Source organism: Paenibacillus sp. BJ-4, assembly GCF_020404765.1.
In the GTDB taxonomy this organism is placed as follows: domain Bacteria; phylum Bacillota; class Bacilli; order Paenibacillales; family Paenibacillaceae; genus Paenibacillus.
This window is the reverse complement of record NZ_JAIVEM010000052.1, coordinates 52,161-69,508: the sequence shown is the minus strand read 5'-3', so window position 1 is coordinate 69,508 and position 17,348 is coordinate 52,161. Positions and strand designations below refer to the sequence as shown.

18 protein-coding genes and 1 pseudogene are annotated in these 17,348 nt (G+C 47.5%); 4 read left to right on the top strand and 15 right to left on the bottom strand.

Translation table 11 applies throughout. The features are described 5' to 3' along the window. Positions 1-165 precede the first annotated feature (165 nt). The 8 genes from LCF57_RS10195 to LCF57_RS10160 form a co-directional block, all read right to left on the bottom strand. Positions 166-990, bottom strand: coding sequence for a thioesterase II family protein (locus LCF57_RS10195; protein WP_226000586.1), 825 nt, complete (start codon positions 988-990; stop codon positions 166-168). An 807-nt stretch (positions 991-1,797) separates the two neighbouring features. Further along, positions 1,798-2,775, bottom strand: coding sequence for a class II fructose-bisphosphatase (gene glpX / locus LCF57_RS10190; RefSeq protein WP_226000585.1), 978 nt, complete (start codon positions 2,773-2,775; stop codon positions 1,798-1,800). A gap of 204 nt (positions 2,776-2,979) precedes the next feature. Then, positions 2,980-3,783, bottom strand: a complete 804-nt coding sequence (locus tag LCF57_RS10185) for a pyruvate, water dikinase regulatory protein (RefSeq protein ID WP_226000584.1) — start codon at positions 3,781-3,783, stop codon at positions 2,980-2,982. 13 nt (positions 3,784-3,796) lie between these two features. Continuing rightward, the gene (locus LCF57_RS10180; protein ID WP_226000583.1) at positions 3,797-4,417 is read right to left on the bottom strand and encodes a helix-turn-helix transcriptional regulator; all 621 of its coding nucleotides are present in this window, start codon (positions 4,415-4,417) and stop codon (positions 3,797-3,799) included. Positions 4,418-4,648: 231 nt separating this feature from the next. Then, the gene (locus LCF57_RS10175) at positions 4,649-5,860 is read right to left on the bottom strand and encodes an ABC transporter permease (RefSeq protein ID WP_226000582.1); all 1,212 of its coding nucleotides are present in this window, start codon (positions 5,858-5,860) and stop codon (positions 4,649-4,651) included. Beyond that, on the bottom strand, positions 5,857-6,576 hold the full coding sequence (locus LCF57_RS10170) for an ABC transporter ATP-binding protein (protein WP_226000581.1): 720 nt from the start codon (positions 6,574-6,576) through the stop codon (positions 5,857-5,859). The genes LCF57_RS10175 and LCF57_RS10170 overlap by 4 nt, the downstream gene beginning before the upstream one ends. Before the next feature lie 6 nt (positions 6,577-6,582). After that, positions 6,583-8,040 (bottom strand): efflux RND transporter periplasmic adaptor subunit, encoded by a 1,458-nt coding sequence (locus tag LCF57_RS10165; RefSeq protein WP_226000580.1) that lies wholly within the window; start codon positions 8,038-8,040, stop codon positions 6,583-6,585. A 13-nt stretch (positions 8,041-8,053) separates the two neighbouring features. Beyond that, positions 8,054-9,217: a TolC family protein gene (locus tag LCF57_RS10160; RefSeq protein WP_226000579.1), complete on the bottom strand. Its 1,164-nt coding sequence runs from the start codon at positions 9,215-9,217 to the stop codon at positions 8,054-8,056. Between the two features lie 318 nt (positions 9,218-9,535). On the opposite strand from LCF57_RS10160, the gene LCF57_RS10155 reads away from it, so the two are divergent. After that, positions 9,536-9,724, top strand: coding sequence for a hypothetical protein (locus LCF57_RS10155; RefSeq protein ID WP_010346071.1), 189 nt, complete (start codon positions 9,536-9,538; stop codon positions 9,722-9,724). Between the two features lie 141 nt (positions 9,725-9,865). Here LCF57_RS10155 and LCF57_RS10150 read toward each other — a convergent pair whose 3' ends face one another. From LCF57_RS10150 to LCF57_RS10140, 3 genes are all read right to left on the bottom strand, one after another. After that, entirely contained in the window at positions 9,866-10,189 is a 324-nt protein-coding gene (locus LCF57_RS10150; RefSeq protein ID WP_226000578.1) for an MGMT family protein, read from the bottom strand. Between the two features lie 188 nt (positions 10,190-10,377). Next, the gene (locus tag LCF57_RS10145; protein ID WP_226000577.1) at positions 10,378-11,538 is read right to left on the bottom strand and encodes a rhamnogalacturonan acetylesterase; all 1,161 of its coding nucleotides are present in this window, start codon (positions 11,536-11,538) and stop codon (positions 10,378-10,380) included. Between the two features lie 212 nt (positions 11,539-11,750). Next, positions 11,751-12,173, bottom strand: a complete 423-nt coding sequence (locus tag LCF57_RS10140; protein ID WP_226000576.1) for a hypothetical protein — start codon at positions 12,171-12,173, stop codon at positions 11,751-11,753. A 169-nt stretch (positions 12,174-12,342) separates the two neighbouring features. Between LCF57_RS10140 and LCF57_RS10135 the strand changes: the two genes are divergently transcribed. Then, positions 12,343-12,768, top strand: a complete 426-nt coding sequence (locus tag LCF57_RS10135; RefSeq protein WP_226000575.1) for a CHRD domain-containing protein — start codon at positions 12,343-12,345, stop codon at positions 12,766-12,768. Between the two features lie 162 nt (positions 12,769-12,930). Continuing rightward, a pseudogene (locus LCF57_RS10130) lies at positions 12,931-13,242 on the top strand (sensor histidine kinase); the annotation flags it as partial. Between the two features lie 12 nt (positions 13,243-13,254). On the opposite strand, the gene LCF57_RS10125 reads toward LCF57_RS10130, so the two are convergent. The 3 genes from LCF57_RS10125 to LCF57_RS10115 are packed head-to-tail and all read right to left on the bottom strand — an operon-like array spanning position 13,255 to position 16,248. Then, on the bottom strand, positions 13,255-14,010 hold the full coding sequence (locus tag LCF57_RS10125) for a LutC/YkgG family protein (protein WP_226000574.1): 756 nt from the start codon (positions 14,008-14,010) through the stop codon (positions 13,255-13,257). Beyond that, complete coding sequence (locus LCF57_RS10120; RefSeq protein ID WP_226000573.1) at positions 14,003-15,523, bottom strand: LutB/LldF family L-lactate oxidation iron-sulfur protein; 1,521 nt, start codon at positions 15,521-15,523, stop codon at positions 14,003-14,005. Before LCF57_RS10120 ends, LCF57_RS10125 begins: the two co-directional genes overlap by 8 nt. Next, positions 15,520-16,248: a (Fe-S)-binding protein gene (locus LCF57_RS10115; protein ID WP_226000572.1), complete on the bottom strand. Its 729-nt coding sequence runs from the start codon at positions 16,246-16,248 to the stop codon at positions 15,520-15,522. Before LCF57_RS10115 ends, LCF57_RS10120 begins: the two co-directional genes overlap by 4 nt. Positions 16,249-16,315: 67 nt before the next feature. Between LCF57_RS10115 and LCF57_RS10110 the strand changes: the two genes are divergently transcribed. Beyond that, positions 16,316-16,540, top strand: a complete 225-nt coding sequence (locus tag LCF57_RS10110) for a hypothetical protein (RefSeq protein WP_226000571.1) — start codon at positions 16,316-16,318, stop codon at positions 16,538-16,540. Between the two features lie 38 nt (positions 16,541-16,578). Here LCF57_RS10110 and LCF57_RS10105 read toward each other — a convergent pair whose 3' ends face one another. Next, positions 16,579-17,337, bottom strand: coding sequence for a DeoR/GlpR family DNA-binding transcription regulator (locus tag LCF57_RS10105; protein ID WP_226000638.1), 759 nt, complete (start codon positions 17,335-17,337; stop codon positions 16,579-16,581). Positions 17,338-17,348: the final 11 nt, after the last annotated feature.

Here is a 17,348-nt window from a genome sequence, read left to right as displayed (position 1 = left end):
GTTGCAATGGACATAGTGAGATAAACTCTGGCTCTGGATGTATGAATGTTTGCATGGAATGAAATCGTTCTTGAATTATGCTGAGAGTTGCATCCTGGTGGTGGGCTGATTGTCGAATGGTTGCCGAGATGTTAATAACGTAGTGTATCGTGATGTGTGGGTCATTTAACTCTGCCTGAATCGTGGTTGTAGGGTATTGGTGCTGTATGATGCATGAGCTGCGGCAGCGTGGTTCTGGGCTGAGGATGCGGACAAAATATTCACGACTGCGCTGATAACTTTTTGCTCTTGTTCATGGATGAAAAAGTGATTGCCTTCGAACATTTGCACATCTATGGGCAATGTGGTGTGCTGCTGCCAGGCATGAAGTGAATCCGTGGTCACCTCATAATCCTTCATGCCGCCAAAGATGGTCATCGGACAAGCCAACGGATTCCCTGGCTGATAAACATACGTTTCGCATACCTTAAAATCCGCACGCAGACGAGGCATAATAATTTGCATTAACTCTGCATTTTGCAGTACCTCTTCAGGTGTTCCCTGCATTAAACGAAGCTCTTCGGTGAAAGGTTGATCTGCTAAATCATGAAGTTGTTTTTTAGAATACGGAAGATGTGGTGCGGATTTACCGGACGCGATGATGTGGATAGGCAATCTTCCAGTTTTGCTGTACAACTGCCGTGCTGATTCAAATGCAATCAGTGCTCCCATACTGTGTCCGAAAAAAGCAAAAGGCTTATGTACGTACGAAGCCATAGCAGGTAGCAGCGAGTGTACAATGTCTTGAATGGTGTCCATTGGGGCTTCTGTTGAACGGCTTTCACGTCCCGGGAGCTGTACTGGTAAAACAGTAATGTCGGGCGCAAGTCTAGACTTCCAGGGACTAAATATGGAAGCGCCACCACCGGCATAAGGGAAGCAAAATAGTTGGAGCCTCTCAGCCGGATGGACCGCGTTTTTCGCAAACCAAGATTGTGACCGAGTCGTCATATGAATTCCTCCATCCTCTATGCAGTTCAGGATTTTACAATAAATCCTTATATCGCTTTTTTCCTTCCAACACTTTCTAGCTGATTTTAAATATACAAACTTTAAAATCGCTTGGCATGGGACAAAAGGGCTAAATTGATAGAGTTCATAAAAATAAAATATAATCCAGATTATGCTATTTATTTTCAGTCTTTAAAAGCAACAATTTCACTTTTTGCATGAATTGCCTGCTGCTCATGATCGGTTAATTTGATTCAAAACGAGCTTTCAGATTTTCATGAATTTTGTAAAATCAAAATTATTATGATTTGCAATAAAGCTCCAAAGCCTTGTGCTACAACAATTTTACCTTTACATGCCATTAACATAAATGTAACAAATTCATCCTGATATCATCCGACAAATTCCGCCTTTTTCCGCAGCAGCCTTTGACCTCCTATTTTATGGGATTAAATTCCGTCAAGCTCACATCAATCAAAATTAATAACTCTTTAATTTTTTAATAAATCATGCTGTTTTATAGTTCTTTAGAACTAATTTGAGCTGAAATTTTTTTTGACTCTCCGTCTAAAAATTTCAGCTCAAATTGAATTTCTCTCTTCTAAAGCTATGAATTTTCTTTTCAAACTTTGAAACGTTTTTATCTTCATTCAAAAGGATCGATTTTCAGGAAATTTATATCTTTGGTTATAGCCTTTCTACAATCGGTACACAAACCGGAAACGCCAAACAGCAAGTCTCCATGTGGTAAGAGACTTGCTGTTTTTAAGCTTATGATGACTTGGTCTTGCATATAGCTGTGAAGATTTAAGATGATGCTGCCGCAGCGAGCGTACCGGAAGCGTCTGTTGTGTGGTGAATACTACGCACGAAGCGAATCGTTTTTGTTTCCGAGTGCATCACAACCGAGTGAGTTTCCGCCCTGTGACCAGGGAGAGAACGAACCCCCTGCAACCACTCGCCAGGTGTCACGCCAGTAGCCACAAACATCACACCTTGACGTCCAACCATATCAGCCATGGATAGCAATGCTCCTGGATCCGTAATCCCCATACGTTTGCAACGCTCAATTTCTTCTTCACCATGAGGCAGCAGACGGCCCTGTATTTCTCCGCCCATGCATTTCAGTGCTGCCGCCGCCAATACACCCTCGGGAGCGCCGCCGGAGCCGATATGCAAATCTACACCGCTATCCAGGCAAGTTTCAATCGCCCCCATCACATCTCCGTGACCAAGCAGCTTGATTCGAACGCCGCTTTCCCGCAGTAGCTTGATGATTCCAGCGTGACGTGTACGATCCAGAATGGATACCGTAAGATCGGGTAAAGATTTGCCCAGTATCCGTGCGGCTTTTGACAATGTAGTCGGGATCGGATCGTCCAGTGACAGCTTTCCAGCCAAGTCCGGGCCAACAGCCATTTTTTGCATGTACATATCTGGAGCATGGAGCAAACTTCCACGAGGTGCAGCAGCAATGACCGAGAGAGCGTTGTTCAAACCATTTGCCACTGTTTCGGTTCCCTCCAGCGGGTCGACAGCGATATCTATAGCCGGTCCTCTGCGATTGCCTACTCTTTCCCCGATGTACAGCATGGGAGCCTCATCCATTTCTCCTTCGCCAATGACGACGGTACCGTCCATGGATACCGCATTAAAATGGGTGCGTATGGCTACCGTAGCCGCCTCATCAGCGCTATTCTTATCTCCACGTCCTGTCCATTGCGCCGATTGCAACGCTGCCGCCTCTGTTACGCGAACGAATTCCAATGCCAATTGACTCTCCATACCTATCCCTCCACCTCTTCTATATCATTGTTATCCCATGGTAAATCATTATTTTTAGAGCAGCTTCGTTGCCATTTATCTATTTTTATATAATCTCCTATATCCTACGGCCGATCTTTTCTTTAGAGCAGTTTTTACTGCTATTTATCTATTACACTCCGGTATCCTGCGGTTCATATTTTCTCTATAAGAGTTACTACGCTACTACAACATTCTGATAATCAGACCTGCTGTCTCTTCAATTGCTTTATCCGTGACATCAATAACCGGACAACTCAGTTCCTTGAACAAAGACTGCGCATAAGCAATCTCATCCTCCACCCGCGCCGATGTAGCATACTGCACATTGTTAGGAAGCCCCATAACCTTTAGTCGCTCACTACGTATTTTTAGCAGCAGCTCCGGCTGGATCGTCAACCCGAACACCCGGCCGTGCTGTACATCCTTCAACTGTGCGGGTGGCGTCAGCTCCGGTACAATCGGAATGTTGACTGTCTTATAACCTTTGTGTGCCAGAAACATCGATAATGGGGTTTTGGAAATACGGGATACCCCAAGCAATACAATATCCGCTTTAAGAATGGCGCTCACATCTTTGCCATCATCATATTGAACTGCAAAATCCATGGCTTCCACACGGCGAAAATAATTATCGTCCATCCGATGCAGCAGACCGGGTTTTTCCTTCGGATCATTATGGAACGTGTCTGCAAATGCCTGCATCATCGGCCCCATAATATCCACAGCCCGCACATTCAGCCGGACAGCCTCCTCTTTCATCGCCTCTCTCAATTCTGGCTGAACCAGCGTATAAGCAACAAAACCTCTCCGCTCGGCGACCTCCTCCATCACCCGGCTCAGCTCATCTTCATCCCTTACATTCATAAATCTTTTGATCTCTGTGTCCGGTAGCTCAAATTGGCGCATGGTCGCCTGTACGACAGCTTCCGCCGTCTCACCAATCGAGTCTGAACAGATCGCTATAAAATGACTGCTCGCCTGAACCATTCGATTCCTCCCATTAATCTTCTGCTACCATATCGAGCAACATTTTAATAATATTCGTTTTCGTAATGCGTCCCACGACTTTCCAGTGTTCTCCTGGTTTGTCGGAGTCGGAAGGGACGACGACAGGCAAGCTGTCGATTTGACGGGCAATAATTTTGCGTGCTGCCTCCAGAACGGTGTCCTCTGGGGAAACGGTGACAACATTCGCCTGACGGGTCATTACGAGACTGACAGGAATGGTCGCCGCATTCGGATTGCCTAACGTAACCTTGAGCAAATCCTTACGGGAAGCTACACCCGCCAAATCCCCATCTTCATCGGTGACGATCAAATTGCTCACATTTTCCAAAAAAAGTGCCACTACGGCTTCCTGAATCGTTGTTGTTTCTCGTACGATAACCGGAACCCCGTGAAGATCGCCAACCTTCATTTGCATAAGCCGGAATTTTTCCTCCCGGTTCGGCGTACCCCGCTTTCCGACAAAATAGCCAACCTTGGGCTTTGCATCTATGTAATTCAGAATGCCCAGCTTGGATAGGTCGGTCCGAATGGTCGCCTTGCTGAGATTAAGCATTTCCGCAATCTGATCACCGGTAATCGGAGCATGCTTTTGTACGATCGTTAAAATTTCCACTTGTCTTGCCGTAAGGTCGATGATGAACGCCCCTCCTTTTTTCTTGTCATCTGATATTAAATATAATACGTCATATATATTTATAAATCAACCTATAAAAGCATATAAAACATCACATATATAAAATTAAGGCGGTTATTCCTGCTTTTTTATCGTTTAAAGCACTTATTCCACACATAAAAGCGGATACTTTCACCATACTCTTTCGAGTAAGGTGGAGTATCCGCTCCCCTATTCGTATCTTAAAGCATCAATTGGACGCAGCTTGGACGCCTTCCGCGCCGGATAGACTCCGAACAACACACCGACCCCCATACAGCACAGAAAAGAGTACAGCACCGGCTCCATCGAATACACAATCGGCATTTGGACGAATTTTTCGAGCAGCTTTGCGCCCCCAAGACCCGCCATAACGCCAACCAATCCACCCATTAGACTGAGAAAAACGGCCTCAGCCAGAAACTGCAGCATGATATCACTGCGCTGCGCACCAATCGCCTTGCGAATCCCAATTTCCCTCGTCCGTTCCGTAACAGACACCAGCATAATATTCATAATGCCGACACCGCCGACGCCGAGCGCAATCGCAGCCACACCGATCAACAGCATATTCATAACCTTGTCCACACCTGAAACCGTTTCAAGAATGTCCGTTTGGGTCGTAATCTGAAAATCATCCCCCTCGGAAGGCTTCAGCTCATGCCGTATACGCAACGTCTGCCTGATTTCATTACGTGCCTGGTCAATCTTGTCCTCTGTTGTCGCAGAAGCGTTGACCTGCTGAATGCTCATATTCCCCAGCCGCTCCATCCCCGTCGTAATCGGTATATACACCTGCTGTGAACTATTACTCATATTAGAGTTGGAATTTGTTAGAACCCCGACTACCTTAAAAGGGAGCTGCTTGATCATGATCGTCTCACCGACTGCCTTGGATGTATCCGGTCCAAAAATATTTCGGGCCGCGTCGCTCCCCAGCACCACAACATTCAACCGTTTATCCACTTCATAATGGGTAAACGACCTGCCTTGAGCAAGTGACAGCTTTCTCACATGGATAAAAGCCAGGGAAGTTGCCTCAATTTGCCCGCTCACCTTATTGCGACTCCACGTAATATCCGCATTGGTCATGGCACTTGGAGCAACATCCGCTACCGATTTTTGCTGTTCCAGTGCTTCGATATCCTCAAGTGAAATTCCTTTGGTCTGAGTAAAGGACATAGAGCTGGAGCCATCATACGGAGCATAAGGATAAATCATAAGCAAGTTATTCCCCATACTGTTAATCTGTGATGTAATCGTTGCGGTAGAGCCTTTTCCGATAGCTACAATCGTAATTACGGCAGCTACTCCAATAATAATTCCCAACATGGTCAGCAAGGAACGCAGCATATTGGTTCTCAAGCTATTAAGTGATACCCGGATAATTTCCCGAAATTTCATGCTTTCACTTCCTCCACCGCCATTGTTCGTTTCCCAACAGGCTGATCCTCTTCAATCCGCCCATCACGAAAATGAATCAGACGCTTGGCGTATTCCGCAACCTCCTGATCATGTGTAACCAGTACAACCGTTTTCCCCTGATCGTTCAAACGCTGAAAAATTCCCATAATTTCAACGCTTGTTTTGGAGTCCAATGCGCCTGTCGGCTCATCCGCCAAAAGAATAACCGGATTGTTCACAAGCGCGCGCGCAATGGATACCCGTTGCTGCTGACCGCCTGACAATTCGTTGGGCCTGTTGTTCATCCGATCGCCTAGACCTACGCTAGTGAGGGCCTCCATCGCCTGCAAACGACGCTCCTTGGCAGGAACACCCGCATAGATCATAGGCAGCTCCACGTTCTCCAAAGCCGTTGCTCGCGGGAGTAAATGAAATTTCTGAAATACAAATCCGATTTTCTGATTACGTATAATAGCCAGTTCATCCTCACGGGCATCCAATATCGAATAACCATCCAAATAAAATTGTCCCGCTGTAGGCAAATCCAGACAGCCGATGACATTCATCATCGTTGATTTTCCTGATCCAGACGGTCCCATGATGGCAACAAAATCACCGTCAGCAATGTCGAGTTTCACATCACGCAGGGCATGAATTTCCTGATCCCCGACCTGATACACCTTTTTCAGATTTTCAATTTGAATGACGTATCTCATGACCTATTAAAATCCTCCCTGCATGCCACCCATGTTGGAAGGGTCTGGCGGTGCTTCAGGAGCTGGTATGACAATCGTGTCGCCCTCCTTTACACCCGATTTCAGTTCAACCCGGTCTGGCGTGTAAAATCCAAGCTCTACGGGCTTGAACATGCGCGCCCCCGGATTTGCAGGATTCGCAGCAAGATAGACGCCATCCTGTCCACCTTCGGATCTCAGCGCAGTCGCAGGTACGAACAGTACATTTTTGTGCACTCCCAAAATAACGGCCACATTCATAATCATACCTGTTTTAAGCTTCCCTTTCGGGTCATGAACGGACAGCTCCATCAGATACGTCGTCATCCCTTCATCTGTAGATGCCTCCGGTGAAACGAATTGTACTTTCCCCGGAAAAGATTCACCCGGATATGCATTGGTGGATAACACCGCCGAAAGACCTTTTTTCACCTTGACAATGTCGGTTTGACTAACCTTCACAACCACCTTAAGATCGTTGGAATCCGAGTTATTCATGACAATAAATGGAGCCGTCGGACTGGTTCCGACATCCCCGTTCACCTTCAAGATCACTCCGTCCCACGGTGCCGTGACCTGAAGCTTGTTAAGTTCATTTTTTTTCTGCTCCAGCTCAGTCGCCAGTCTTCGAACCTCTATCCGCGAGGCTTGAATATTGGAAGCATCAGCCGGAACCTGAGTCTTGCGAAGCTCAGCCTTAGCCGAACGGTAGCCAATTTCAGCCTCTGAGATGGCGCGACGCTTTTGTGACATGATTTTGCGGAATTGTAAATCCAGACCATCATAGTCCGTCTGTGCTTTATCGAGCGCTTGCTCTGCCTGCTCCAATTCGCTGTTGGACACTGCCCCGGCATCATGTAAAAACTTTTGATCATCATATGCCTTCTGTGCCTGCTGTAACTGCTTTTGGGAAGCCTTCTTCTGACTTTCAGCTTCTTCCAGCTCAAATGATTCCTTGGCTGTATCGACAGCCATTTTGGCCCGAAGTACGTTTGTCTCCTGTATTTCAATATCCTCCGCCTTTGGCCCCTTCTCCAATTCTGCCAGCTTGGATTTGGATATTTCCAAATTATCAGACGCACTCTGGATTTTCATTTTAATTTCAGAACTGTCCAGAAGCGCTAACACCTGTCCTTTTTTTACCTTGTCCCCGGCTTTCACATGTACCGCTGCCAGCTTATTTTCACCTGCGCTCGTGAAGTTCAGCTTTACTTCCTTGGACGCTTGCACTGTGCCGGACGTATCCAGCTTCTCGCTCACATCCCCGCGCTCCACTTTAAGAGTCTCGTCCTGAACCATTGGTGCGGCCTGCTCCTTGGGCAGATTCATATATACTGCCGTTCCGCCCCCGCCTACAACCAACAGAACAATTGCAGTCCAGATCCATTTCTTTCTCCGTTTTCTCCGTAACTTGATTAAAGCATCGTTTAAAACCGTTTCTGCCAACGCCGTTTCCTCCCTATGTGCTCCATGGCTTGTTCAACGTGTACTCATTCTGATTCAACTCAATCGCCAGTTCTTCCATTTGCCGTTCAATTTGGTCCACCTTCAACTGGCTATTTTTCAGCTCCAGCTCAATAATTAAGCCTCTGGCCCACTTTTTGCGTGACAACTCCAGTCCCTCTTTGGCCGTACGCAGACTTTCTTCCAGTTGTACGTATTTTTTTTGGTTTTCCTTGACCGTGGCATAAAGATTGCGGAGCGATTCGGCAAAATCCTTTTGTCCCTTGTCCAGCTCGTCTTTAGCTGTATCGATATCCAACTTGGCCAGATCATAAGCACTGGCGCCGCTGTTAAAGTCAAAATATCTTACATTGAGTTCCGAAGTCTTGATGTTGTCTTCCAGCTTCCATAAATTCGGATTCATATCCATCAGCTGTTGTATATGTATTTCTATATCCAGTTTCTTCGGTTCCTTATACACAGGCCGATCCACTAACTCATAGACTGTTCCGTTAGGCTGACCCATGAGAAAATTCAGTGCATCCCGTGATTTTTGCAGCGCTATCTTGCTCTGCTCTATGGTCTGCTGTGCCTGACTTCTAGCCTGCACGCTCTCGTTTTTCGCATACTCAGACAGCTTCCCGCGGGCAAACTTGGCGAGTGCAATCTGTTCCTCCGCTTTTGCAATTTCAAGCGCTTCCAGATCATTTTTCACTTGATTCTCTGCTACAAACACGCTCTGGTAGCTTTTCATCACGTTAAAATAAATCTGATCTTTGGCGTACTGGGCCTGCTTTTTACTGGCTAGATAAGATAACGTCGACGAATTATAATTTCTCCAGGAAACGTCATCATCAACAAATTCACCGTCTATAAAATCGACGAATGAATTTCCCAGACTCTTTTCCGCATTCTTAAACTCGATTCTGCGACGCTCTATATCACGCTCGGTGGTACGCGTGTTGTAGCTGTTGGTCTGTGCCCATTCTGCTGCCTGCTTAAGTGTTAATGTAGGCAAAGCCTGTCCCGTTGTGGATGCTGTCTTTGATGTAACCTCAGAAGATGAAGCACCTGACGTACTTGCTGATGTATTTCCGGGCGCACTGTCGGCTTGGACAGTCGAGGCCAGACCTGCTGATAAGGACAATACAAGCAGCGTGGCAGCCGCTTTTTGCTTCATAGATGAATTTCTCCCCTTTCCGTGCGTTATTCGCATCATTTCAATTCAATTCGACAGAAATTTCCACTCTCTATCGCAATCTATTGTACTTTCCGGTTTATGTAGGTACAAGGTGTAAAAACAATACATTTTTGTAACCTTTGCTTTCACTCCAATCGTACCTAAGCCCCATCGTGCACTGAAAATATCAGATTTAGTCTGTTTTTACCTGAACTTTACCTGATTTTCAGCTAATTTTAAGGAAAACAACAGCATCTATTAAGGTTTGGGACATATACTAGAGAAAGAATAACAGCCGCTCACTAGGAGGGTTAATAGATGATAAAAGAATCTCGCATGACAACTACTAACGAACCGTCTGATTTGTGGATGACCCGTTTTTTACGTGAATCGGAACAGCAAAAGATGCAATTGATCCGGGAAGCACGGAAAAATAACGATATACCGCTGATGAACAGTATTTCTTTTCATCTTGCCCAGCGGAATCAGCAGCACCTGATTGGATAAGCCGACAGGCGAATTTTAGGCTATATATGAACGGGCATCCCTATCGCCGCATGACATGCTAGATTAAAAAGAGCCGGGACAAATCAAACTACGATTTGTCCCGGCTCTTTTGGTGATAATCCAATCTTCGCTTTACCTCGCCTATTCTTCCATCTCCGCCTGCGGATCATACAGATATTGATCCAGCGGGATACGTCCGTTTGCATTAAAACGTATGCCTTCTTCCTCCAAATACAGACGCTGCAACGATGCGGCCCCGTCCTCCTGCAAAGCAATCTCGCCCAAGCGGTTAACTACTCTATGCCAGGGAAGCCGATGTTTTTGGCTTAGTGAATGCAAAATGCGGACTACCTGCCTGGCTCCTCTCGGACTGCCGGCTTCTGCCGCAATTTGCCCATAAGTCATTACTTTTCCCTCAGGGATCAGCAATATAATTTGAAGCACACGGGTAGTGAAAGGCTGCATGCTCTGATTCCTCCTGCATTACTATTGCTTTTTCTACAAATTATATCACCCCCGTTGTTTTTCGAGTAGGATATGCGTTGACGCTCGTGTGGACGTTCCGCGAACGGACCATTGTTCCAAATAAACAGGACTGTCTTATTCGGTAGAGAAGTTACTTTAGGGACAACCCCAAAATCCCAACTGTAAACTCAGAATCCGCTCAAACCCTGTCTTTTTAAATCCTGCGCTACCAATCGTGCCAGCTCCCTTGCACCTGCAAAGTTCGGATGAAGCGTGTCTCCATTCATATAGAGGGCGAGTGTAGCCTCTTTGCGAATAGAAGTGAAATAAGCTGAGCTCAGAACGTTCAGATCGACCAAAGGTGTTTGTTCCTCTTGAGCCAACGCCAAAATAGAACTTCTATACCATCTGTTTTCAGCGTTGTGTACATTGTTCGCATTAAAATCAGTAGCTCGGCCTTGCGGTGTCGACAGTACTACAGTCGCTCCTTTGGCCTTGACCTGACGGATCATATCCCGCATCCAGTTCTTAAACTCCGCTTCGCTTTCATTATGCTTTGGATTGGTATCATTAATGCCTAACTGCAGAATAAAATAATCTCCCGGCTTAATATATTTCACAATGGCCTCCAACTGACCATCCTGATGGAAGCCTCTAGCAATTTGGCCGCCTGAAGCCATATTGCGAATTTGGAAAGTATTCTTATTCACAAACGCTGGCAGCAGTTGCCCCCACCCGGCCTGCACGCTGCTATCTAGCGGATAGTAGTTACATACGGTAGAATCCCCGCCGATATAAATCGTTCGATTGGTAACCGGGCTGCTAGACAATTGCCTGACTTCCAATGCACTGAGTGTAAAAGCTGCACCCTCTTTGCCTTCTGTAACCAGCAGGTTGAGCTGTCCGTCTGTCACCGGAATTTGAAAGCGATCTTTCGCTCCATTCCCTGTCATATTAATAACCTGATACACACCCTCGGCGGCAATACTCGAACGAGAGGTATTTCCTAACGTAACCGATACCTCATATAACCCGGGAGGAAGATCAACATCAAAGGTGTTTTGACTTTTTGTTCCGGTAGCCATAAATTGTACCGCATCACTAGCCACTCCAGTCCCAGAGGCACTGACATTGCGCATATTCTCAGGAGTACGGAAACCATAGCCACGTGCCTTGTCGTAGGACAGCGAAGCGCTCACTCCGGTATAGCCCGCTTCGACCGTGCCTCCCCCAAAATCAAACTTGTACTCGCCAGTGGCTGCATATGCCGGCGTAGCTACGCCCAAACTTGGTGCACCACATAAAAAAGCAGCTAAAAGCATACCTGTCAATCCTTTTTTCCACTTCAATCTTCATTCCTCCTCCAAAGTTTATATTGTACTAAAAGAGCATTTTAAATTTTATTGTAAGCGCATACATTATTTTACCACATAGATACAAGTTTGTACCTATTTGATTTCTATGCAAAAGAAAAGCAGCACAAAAAAGCTTCGCAGGTACATCTGCGAAGCTTCGTGAATCTAAATTCTTTATTTCACAATTACTGTATTTAGTAGCGACATTAGTCTCCAACCAAAATACCGTCGAAGCTCTCTGGACCTACCCGTACCGTACCCAGCAGGTTAGAAGAAACAAAAGCTGTATACACCAATTGTGGTGTAATCGGCGGGTTAAAGTCATCAGCCGAGAACGTAATGACCTGTGGAGCCGGTATACTTAAGCTGAACGTAGACGTTGCCGAATAAACGAGAGGATCGGTTGGCAACGTGCCTCTTACAATGGTTATTGTAATTCCTAGTAAAGCAAGCGGAAGTTGAAGTGAAACGGTGCCTTTAAGCAGAACCCGTGGCGTACCTGTAATTCCCAGTGTGTTTAATCCGATCTGTCCAAATAATTGAGGCGCATTCACAACAGTGATCGGAATAAAAATGGAGTTTGCAAATGAAGCGTTTTGAGATGTTTTTCCATCAATAAATGTCCCCATAGTTTTCCCCCCTCTCTCTACCAGATACTAATAGATTATGAAAAAGATCGTTTGGATGCTTGGACTAAATCACTTGTAAAACACACAACTTCTTATGATTAGGCGAATGTGCGGCCCTTTCTCTGGTTCTATGAATACACTAAACCAATACTGGGAAAGGAGGAGTGTAATGTCTAATAAATTTAGAGCCATTTTAAAGGGAGCTAATGAAGTACCTCCGGTCAGAACAAATGCGACAGGAACTGCCGAATTTCGTTACCGTCCTGCCAGCCAACAATTAAGCTTCGAGCTGACTGTGCGCAATATCTCGCGGGTAACCCAAGCGCATATTCATCTAGGACGCAGAGGTGAAAATGGCCCTGTTGTTGCTACACTGTTTGGCCCTTCGAAGTTCGGGATAACCGTTAGAAGAGGCGTTGTTAGAGGCGTGCTGCGTGCGTGTGATCTCACTGGTCCGCTCAGAGGCAGAACCATTTATGATTTGGTATGTCAAATCAGAGAGGGCAATGCTTATGTCAATGTTCACACCATTCGTCATCCGAACGGAGCCATTCGCGGACAAATCAGACGTGAACAAACCAGACGTTGCAAATAACAAATGGACATGAGTATTAAAAAAGAACTTCCATGCCACTCATATTGAGGCTATGGTAGTTCTTTTTCTTATTTCTTAACAAATGTTAAGAAGTTGATAAGCGTTTCTTAGGCCCTATCCTTTCGGATTGTTAAGAACTTTATCTTTTAATAGAGAAAGTTCAATAAGATTTCCAACGCTATTCGATATGGAAAAGATGGCAAGCGCCTCGATATTACCGTAGGACGTGAAGGCGATGAAGCGGTAGTGATCTGCACCAATTGCGGCACCCCCATTCCGGTGGAAGATATCCCCCATTTGTTTGAACGCTTTTACCGGGTGGACAAATCACGTTCCAAGGCAACCGGAGGCACCGGGCTGGGGCTTGCCATTACAAAAAGCATTACCGAGCTGCACGATGGCCGCATTTCGGTGAGAAGCAATCGCAGACAAACGGATTTTGAAACCCGTTTTCCGCTATATCATGCTCGTTAAACAGCGTACCCCCTAGCCGATCAACAGCGTATAAACAATACCCGGCCCATGCACGCCGATGGTCAGATCATTTTCAATATCCGACGAACGGCTGGGTCCGGTAATAAAATGAATACCTGCGGGCAGTTGCTCGCGCCCGGCTTCGTCAAAACGAACTAAAATTTCGCCGAGTCGCGTTCGCAGACGCTCCACCGGCAGGAGAATGATCAGCACGGTCGGCAGCAAACTGACCGAGCGGCCCTTGGCCGGCGAGGATAGCACCGCTACCGAGCCGGTGTAGGCAGCGGCCTCATCGGCCATGACGATGCCGATATCTGCCTCCGCGGCGCGAGCCTTCCAGTCCTCGACCGGATCGGTGTTCCACACCGATAGATGGACTTCCGGCAGCGCGGCTTCCAGCTGGAGCGTATCCAGGTCCGGCTCATTCTGCCGAACGATATAGGCCGCTCCCAGTTCCTGCGCCTTGCGCGCGATCCAGTCTGCCGAATGCTCCAGACTCGGCAGACGTACGACATGCCCGCCAACACTTGTAAAGTTGGCGGTAAACTCCTCGATGCGCTGCTCCACGCTCCATTCAAATTCGTGCCAAAATGCAGGTGCGCCGCGAAACGGCTGTATCGGTGGCTCCGTCTGTCGCGGACGCTTGAGCCGCGTTGCAATGCCATCCATAAAGCGTGCCTGCTTGGCACGGGATTTTGCTTCCATTTGATGAAGCCACACTTCATGGGCCACTTTTGCTTGCGCAGAAGGATTACTCTGTTCATTCACGCTGCGTCCCTCCTTTACTTCTATCGGCCAAAATTGTCTCCATTCGGCTAAGAATGTCCGGCTGCATCACGTTGCGTTCCTGCTCCAGCTCGCGTTCGAGTGTATTCCATTGCTGACGGAAGGATTTTTTCGCCAGAGAAGGAGCCACACGGTACGTATTCCAGCCCTTTAATGGGCCCAGCTTAAGGGTAATTTCGCCCTTACGGACGACCGCTTTCTGGGCAATCTGTCCCAGCCGTATCGCTGCTGCGAATCGCTTCGAGCTGGAAACCACTGTCGCAAAACCTTTCATCCCTGCCGTTTCCAGCTTATCTCCTTGTCCCGCCTCCACCTTGCGTTTACGCAAATAAACCAGCATGTCATGCAGTGGTATTTTGACCGGACAGGCTTCATAACACGCACCACACAGACTGGACGCACTCGCAATATCATTCCACTCTTTAATGTTGCCATGCAGAGCAGGCGTAAGCACCGCACCGATAGGGCCACTATATGTCCCGCCATACGCATGCCCGCCAATGTGTCGGTAAACCGGACAGGCGTTCAGGCAAGCCCCGCAGCGAATGCAGTTCAGCAACTCTTGAAACTCGGGATTGCCTAGCTGAAGCGAACGTCCGTTATCAACGATGATGATGTGCATTTCCTCCGGTCCATCGGCATCCTGGCTGCGCCGTGGGCCTGAAATACAAGACATGTACATAGTCAGCTTCTGTCCGGTAGCCGATCGTGGCAGCAAGGTAGCCATCACTTCCAAATCCGTCCAGGATGGAATAATCCGCTCCATGCCCATCAGTGTAATCTGCGTTTTGGGCAAGGTCGATACCATCCGCGCATTGCCTTCATTTTCAAACAGGACCATGGAACCTGTCTCCGCGATGGCAAAATTACAGCCTGTCATGCCAATATCCGCCTCCAGGAACTTTTCACGCAGCTTTTTGCGGACAAAACCCGCCAATACCGTTGTATCTGCAGACAGTTCCTCCCCTGCTTCTTTGGACAGCAGCTCGGCAATCTGATAGCGGTTTTTGTGAATCGCGGGAATAACGATGTGAGATGGGGCTTCCCCGGTCAGTTGAATAATATATTCACCGAGGTCACTTTCAATCGTCTCAATGTCTGCCGCTTCCAGCGCCTGATTTAAATGCAGCTCCTCCGACACCATCGACTTGGATTTGACGACGGAGCGGGCCTGACTGTGGGCAGCAATATCCAGTGTAATGCGTACGGCATCGGCTGCTGTATCGGCAAAATGGATGTGCACCCCGTTGGCACGGGCATTTTCCACGAATAGATTCAAGTAATAATCCAAGTGAGCAATGGTATGCAGCCGAATTTGGCGTCCTCGCTCACGCCATTCCTCCCAGTGTCCATGTTGCGTGGAAGCCACCTGCTTGCCGCTACGCAGCCGCTCTGTTGTAAAACGAACAGCTTTGCGCAGAAAATCGTCATTCAGGGCCAAGTCCGCGCGTTTTCGAACCTTTTCACTCATGGAATGTGAATGTACAGCGGTCATGCGTGCTTCACTCCTTCATACAGCAGTTCAGCCAAATGCATAACCCGAACCGGCTCTTCCCGATAGCGAAGATTCCCGGCAATATTCATTAAGCAGGCCATATCCAGTCCGACCAGTACCTCGGCCTCCGTCTCCCTGATATGATCCACCTTTTCCGTTACCATCGCTCCCGAAATATCCGGCATTTTCACCGCAAAAGTGCCCCCAAAGCCACAGCAGTCCTCGGCAAAAGGGAGTGGTACCAATTGCAAGCCCTTTACGCTGCCAAGCAACTGCATCGGTTCCTCCTTAACGCCCAGCAATCGAGTGCCGTGACAAGACGGATGGTAGGTTACGGTATGCGGAAAAGACGCGCCCACATCGGTCACGCCAAGCACCTGTACCATGAATTGCGTAAACTCATACGTCTTTTGCTCCAGCCTCCGCGCCGAGTCCAGCCATTCGGGCTCATTCTTGAACAGCTCGGGGTAATGGTGAAGCATATATGTGCAGGAACCGGAGGGAGATACGACAAAATCGCTGTCATCAAACGCTCTCAGAATCGTTTTGGCCGCTGCCCTCGTTTCATCCCAGTAGCCGCTGTTATAGGACGGCTGGCCGCAGCATGTCTGCACCTTTGGAAAATCCAGCCGGGCACCATATCTGGCAAGCAAACGTGCCATCGCTTCCCCCACCTTGGGATAAATCGCATCACTCAGACAGGTAATAAATAAAGATACCTTCATACGAGACACCCCTTCCGTCCATGGAATAGCTATTTTTCTAGATAGTAAACGTTTTCTAATTATTTTGATGTTAGACCATTTGCCTGTGGAACGTCTGATCTGGTCTGTCGGCATTAGGGTTGAACCGACACTTACTCACTACAATAAAAATTCATTTACAGGGGATACCAGCATAGCGGTTCATTTGAATCTGGAGAAGCGTCAGCGTTCGCCTTTGCAGTGGGATTCTCACCTATATGTGTTTTACATCATCAAAGAATCCCACTGCAACAGCGATCGTAAGATCAAATGAAACGCGGAGCGACACCCTCCACCTTGGCATTTTTAAATTCACACAACCGTAACCGGAATCGACAGCTCCTCCAGTTGACTGTGAATCGGGCCCGACAACCGCGAATCCGTGATGATTTCGGACACTTGCGACAGGTTTACAACATGCGTAAACGCCTGCTGTCCAAATTTGCTCGCATCTGCCAGTAAAATCACACGGTCAGCGATACTGACCATTTTCTGCTTGAGACGAGCTTGCAGCTCATTCGATTCACTAATGCCACGATCCAGATGAACCCCCTGGCTGGAAAAAAACAGCTTATCCACATAATAGGTTTCTAAAGAACGCTCCGCGAGCGGGCCTACGAACGATAGCGAGCGTTGAAGCAACTGCCCACCCGTGGAAATAATCTCGATTTTTTCCTTACCCGCCAACTCTGTAGCGACCCGAATCGAATTCGTTAATATCGTCAACGGAATATCCGGCAGACTGGATGCCATATACCAGGCGGTCGTGCTGGCATCCAGCAAAATACGATCATGCGGCTGAATCAGCTTGACCGCTTCCTCGGCAATCCGGCGCTTTTCCTCTGCGTTCATAATTTCTCGTACCGCATAGGGTGTTTCAGGCTGCTCGTTTTTGACGCTGACGGCTCCCCCATGCGAACGACGCAATCGTCCCGCCTGCTCCAGACGGTCCAGATCGCGACGGATCGTTTCCTCTGTTACTTTGCACAGCTCGCTCAATTCCGACACCCGTATGCTTCCTTTTTCATTAACGAGCTGTACAATCATTTCATATCTTTCTGCGACCAGCATGGCAATCTCAC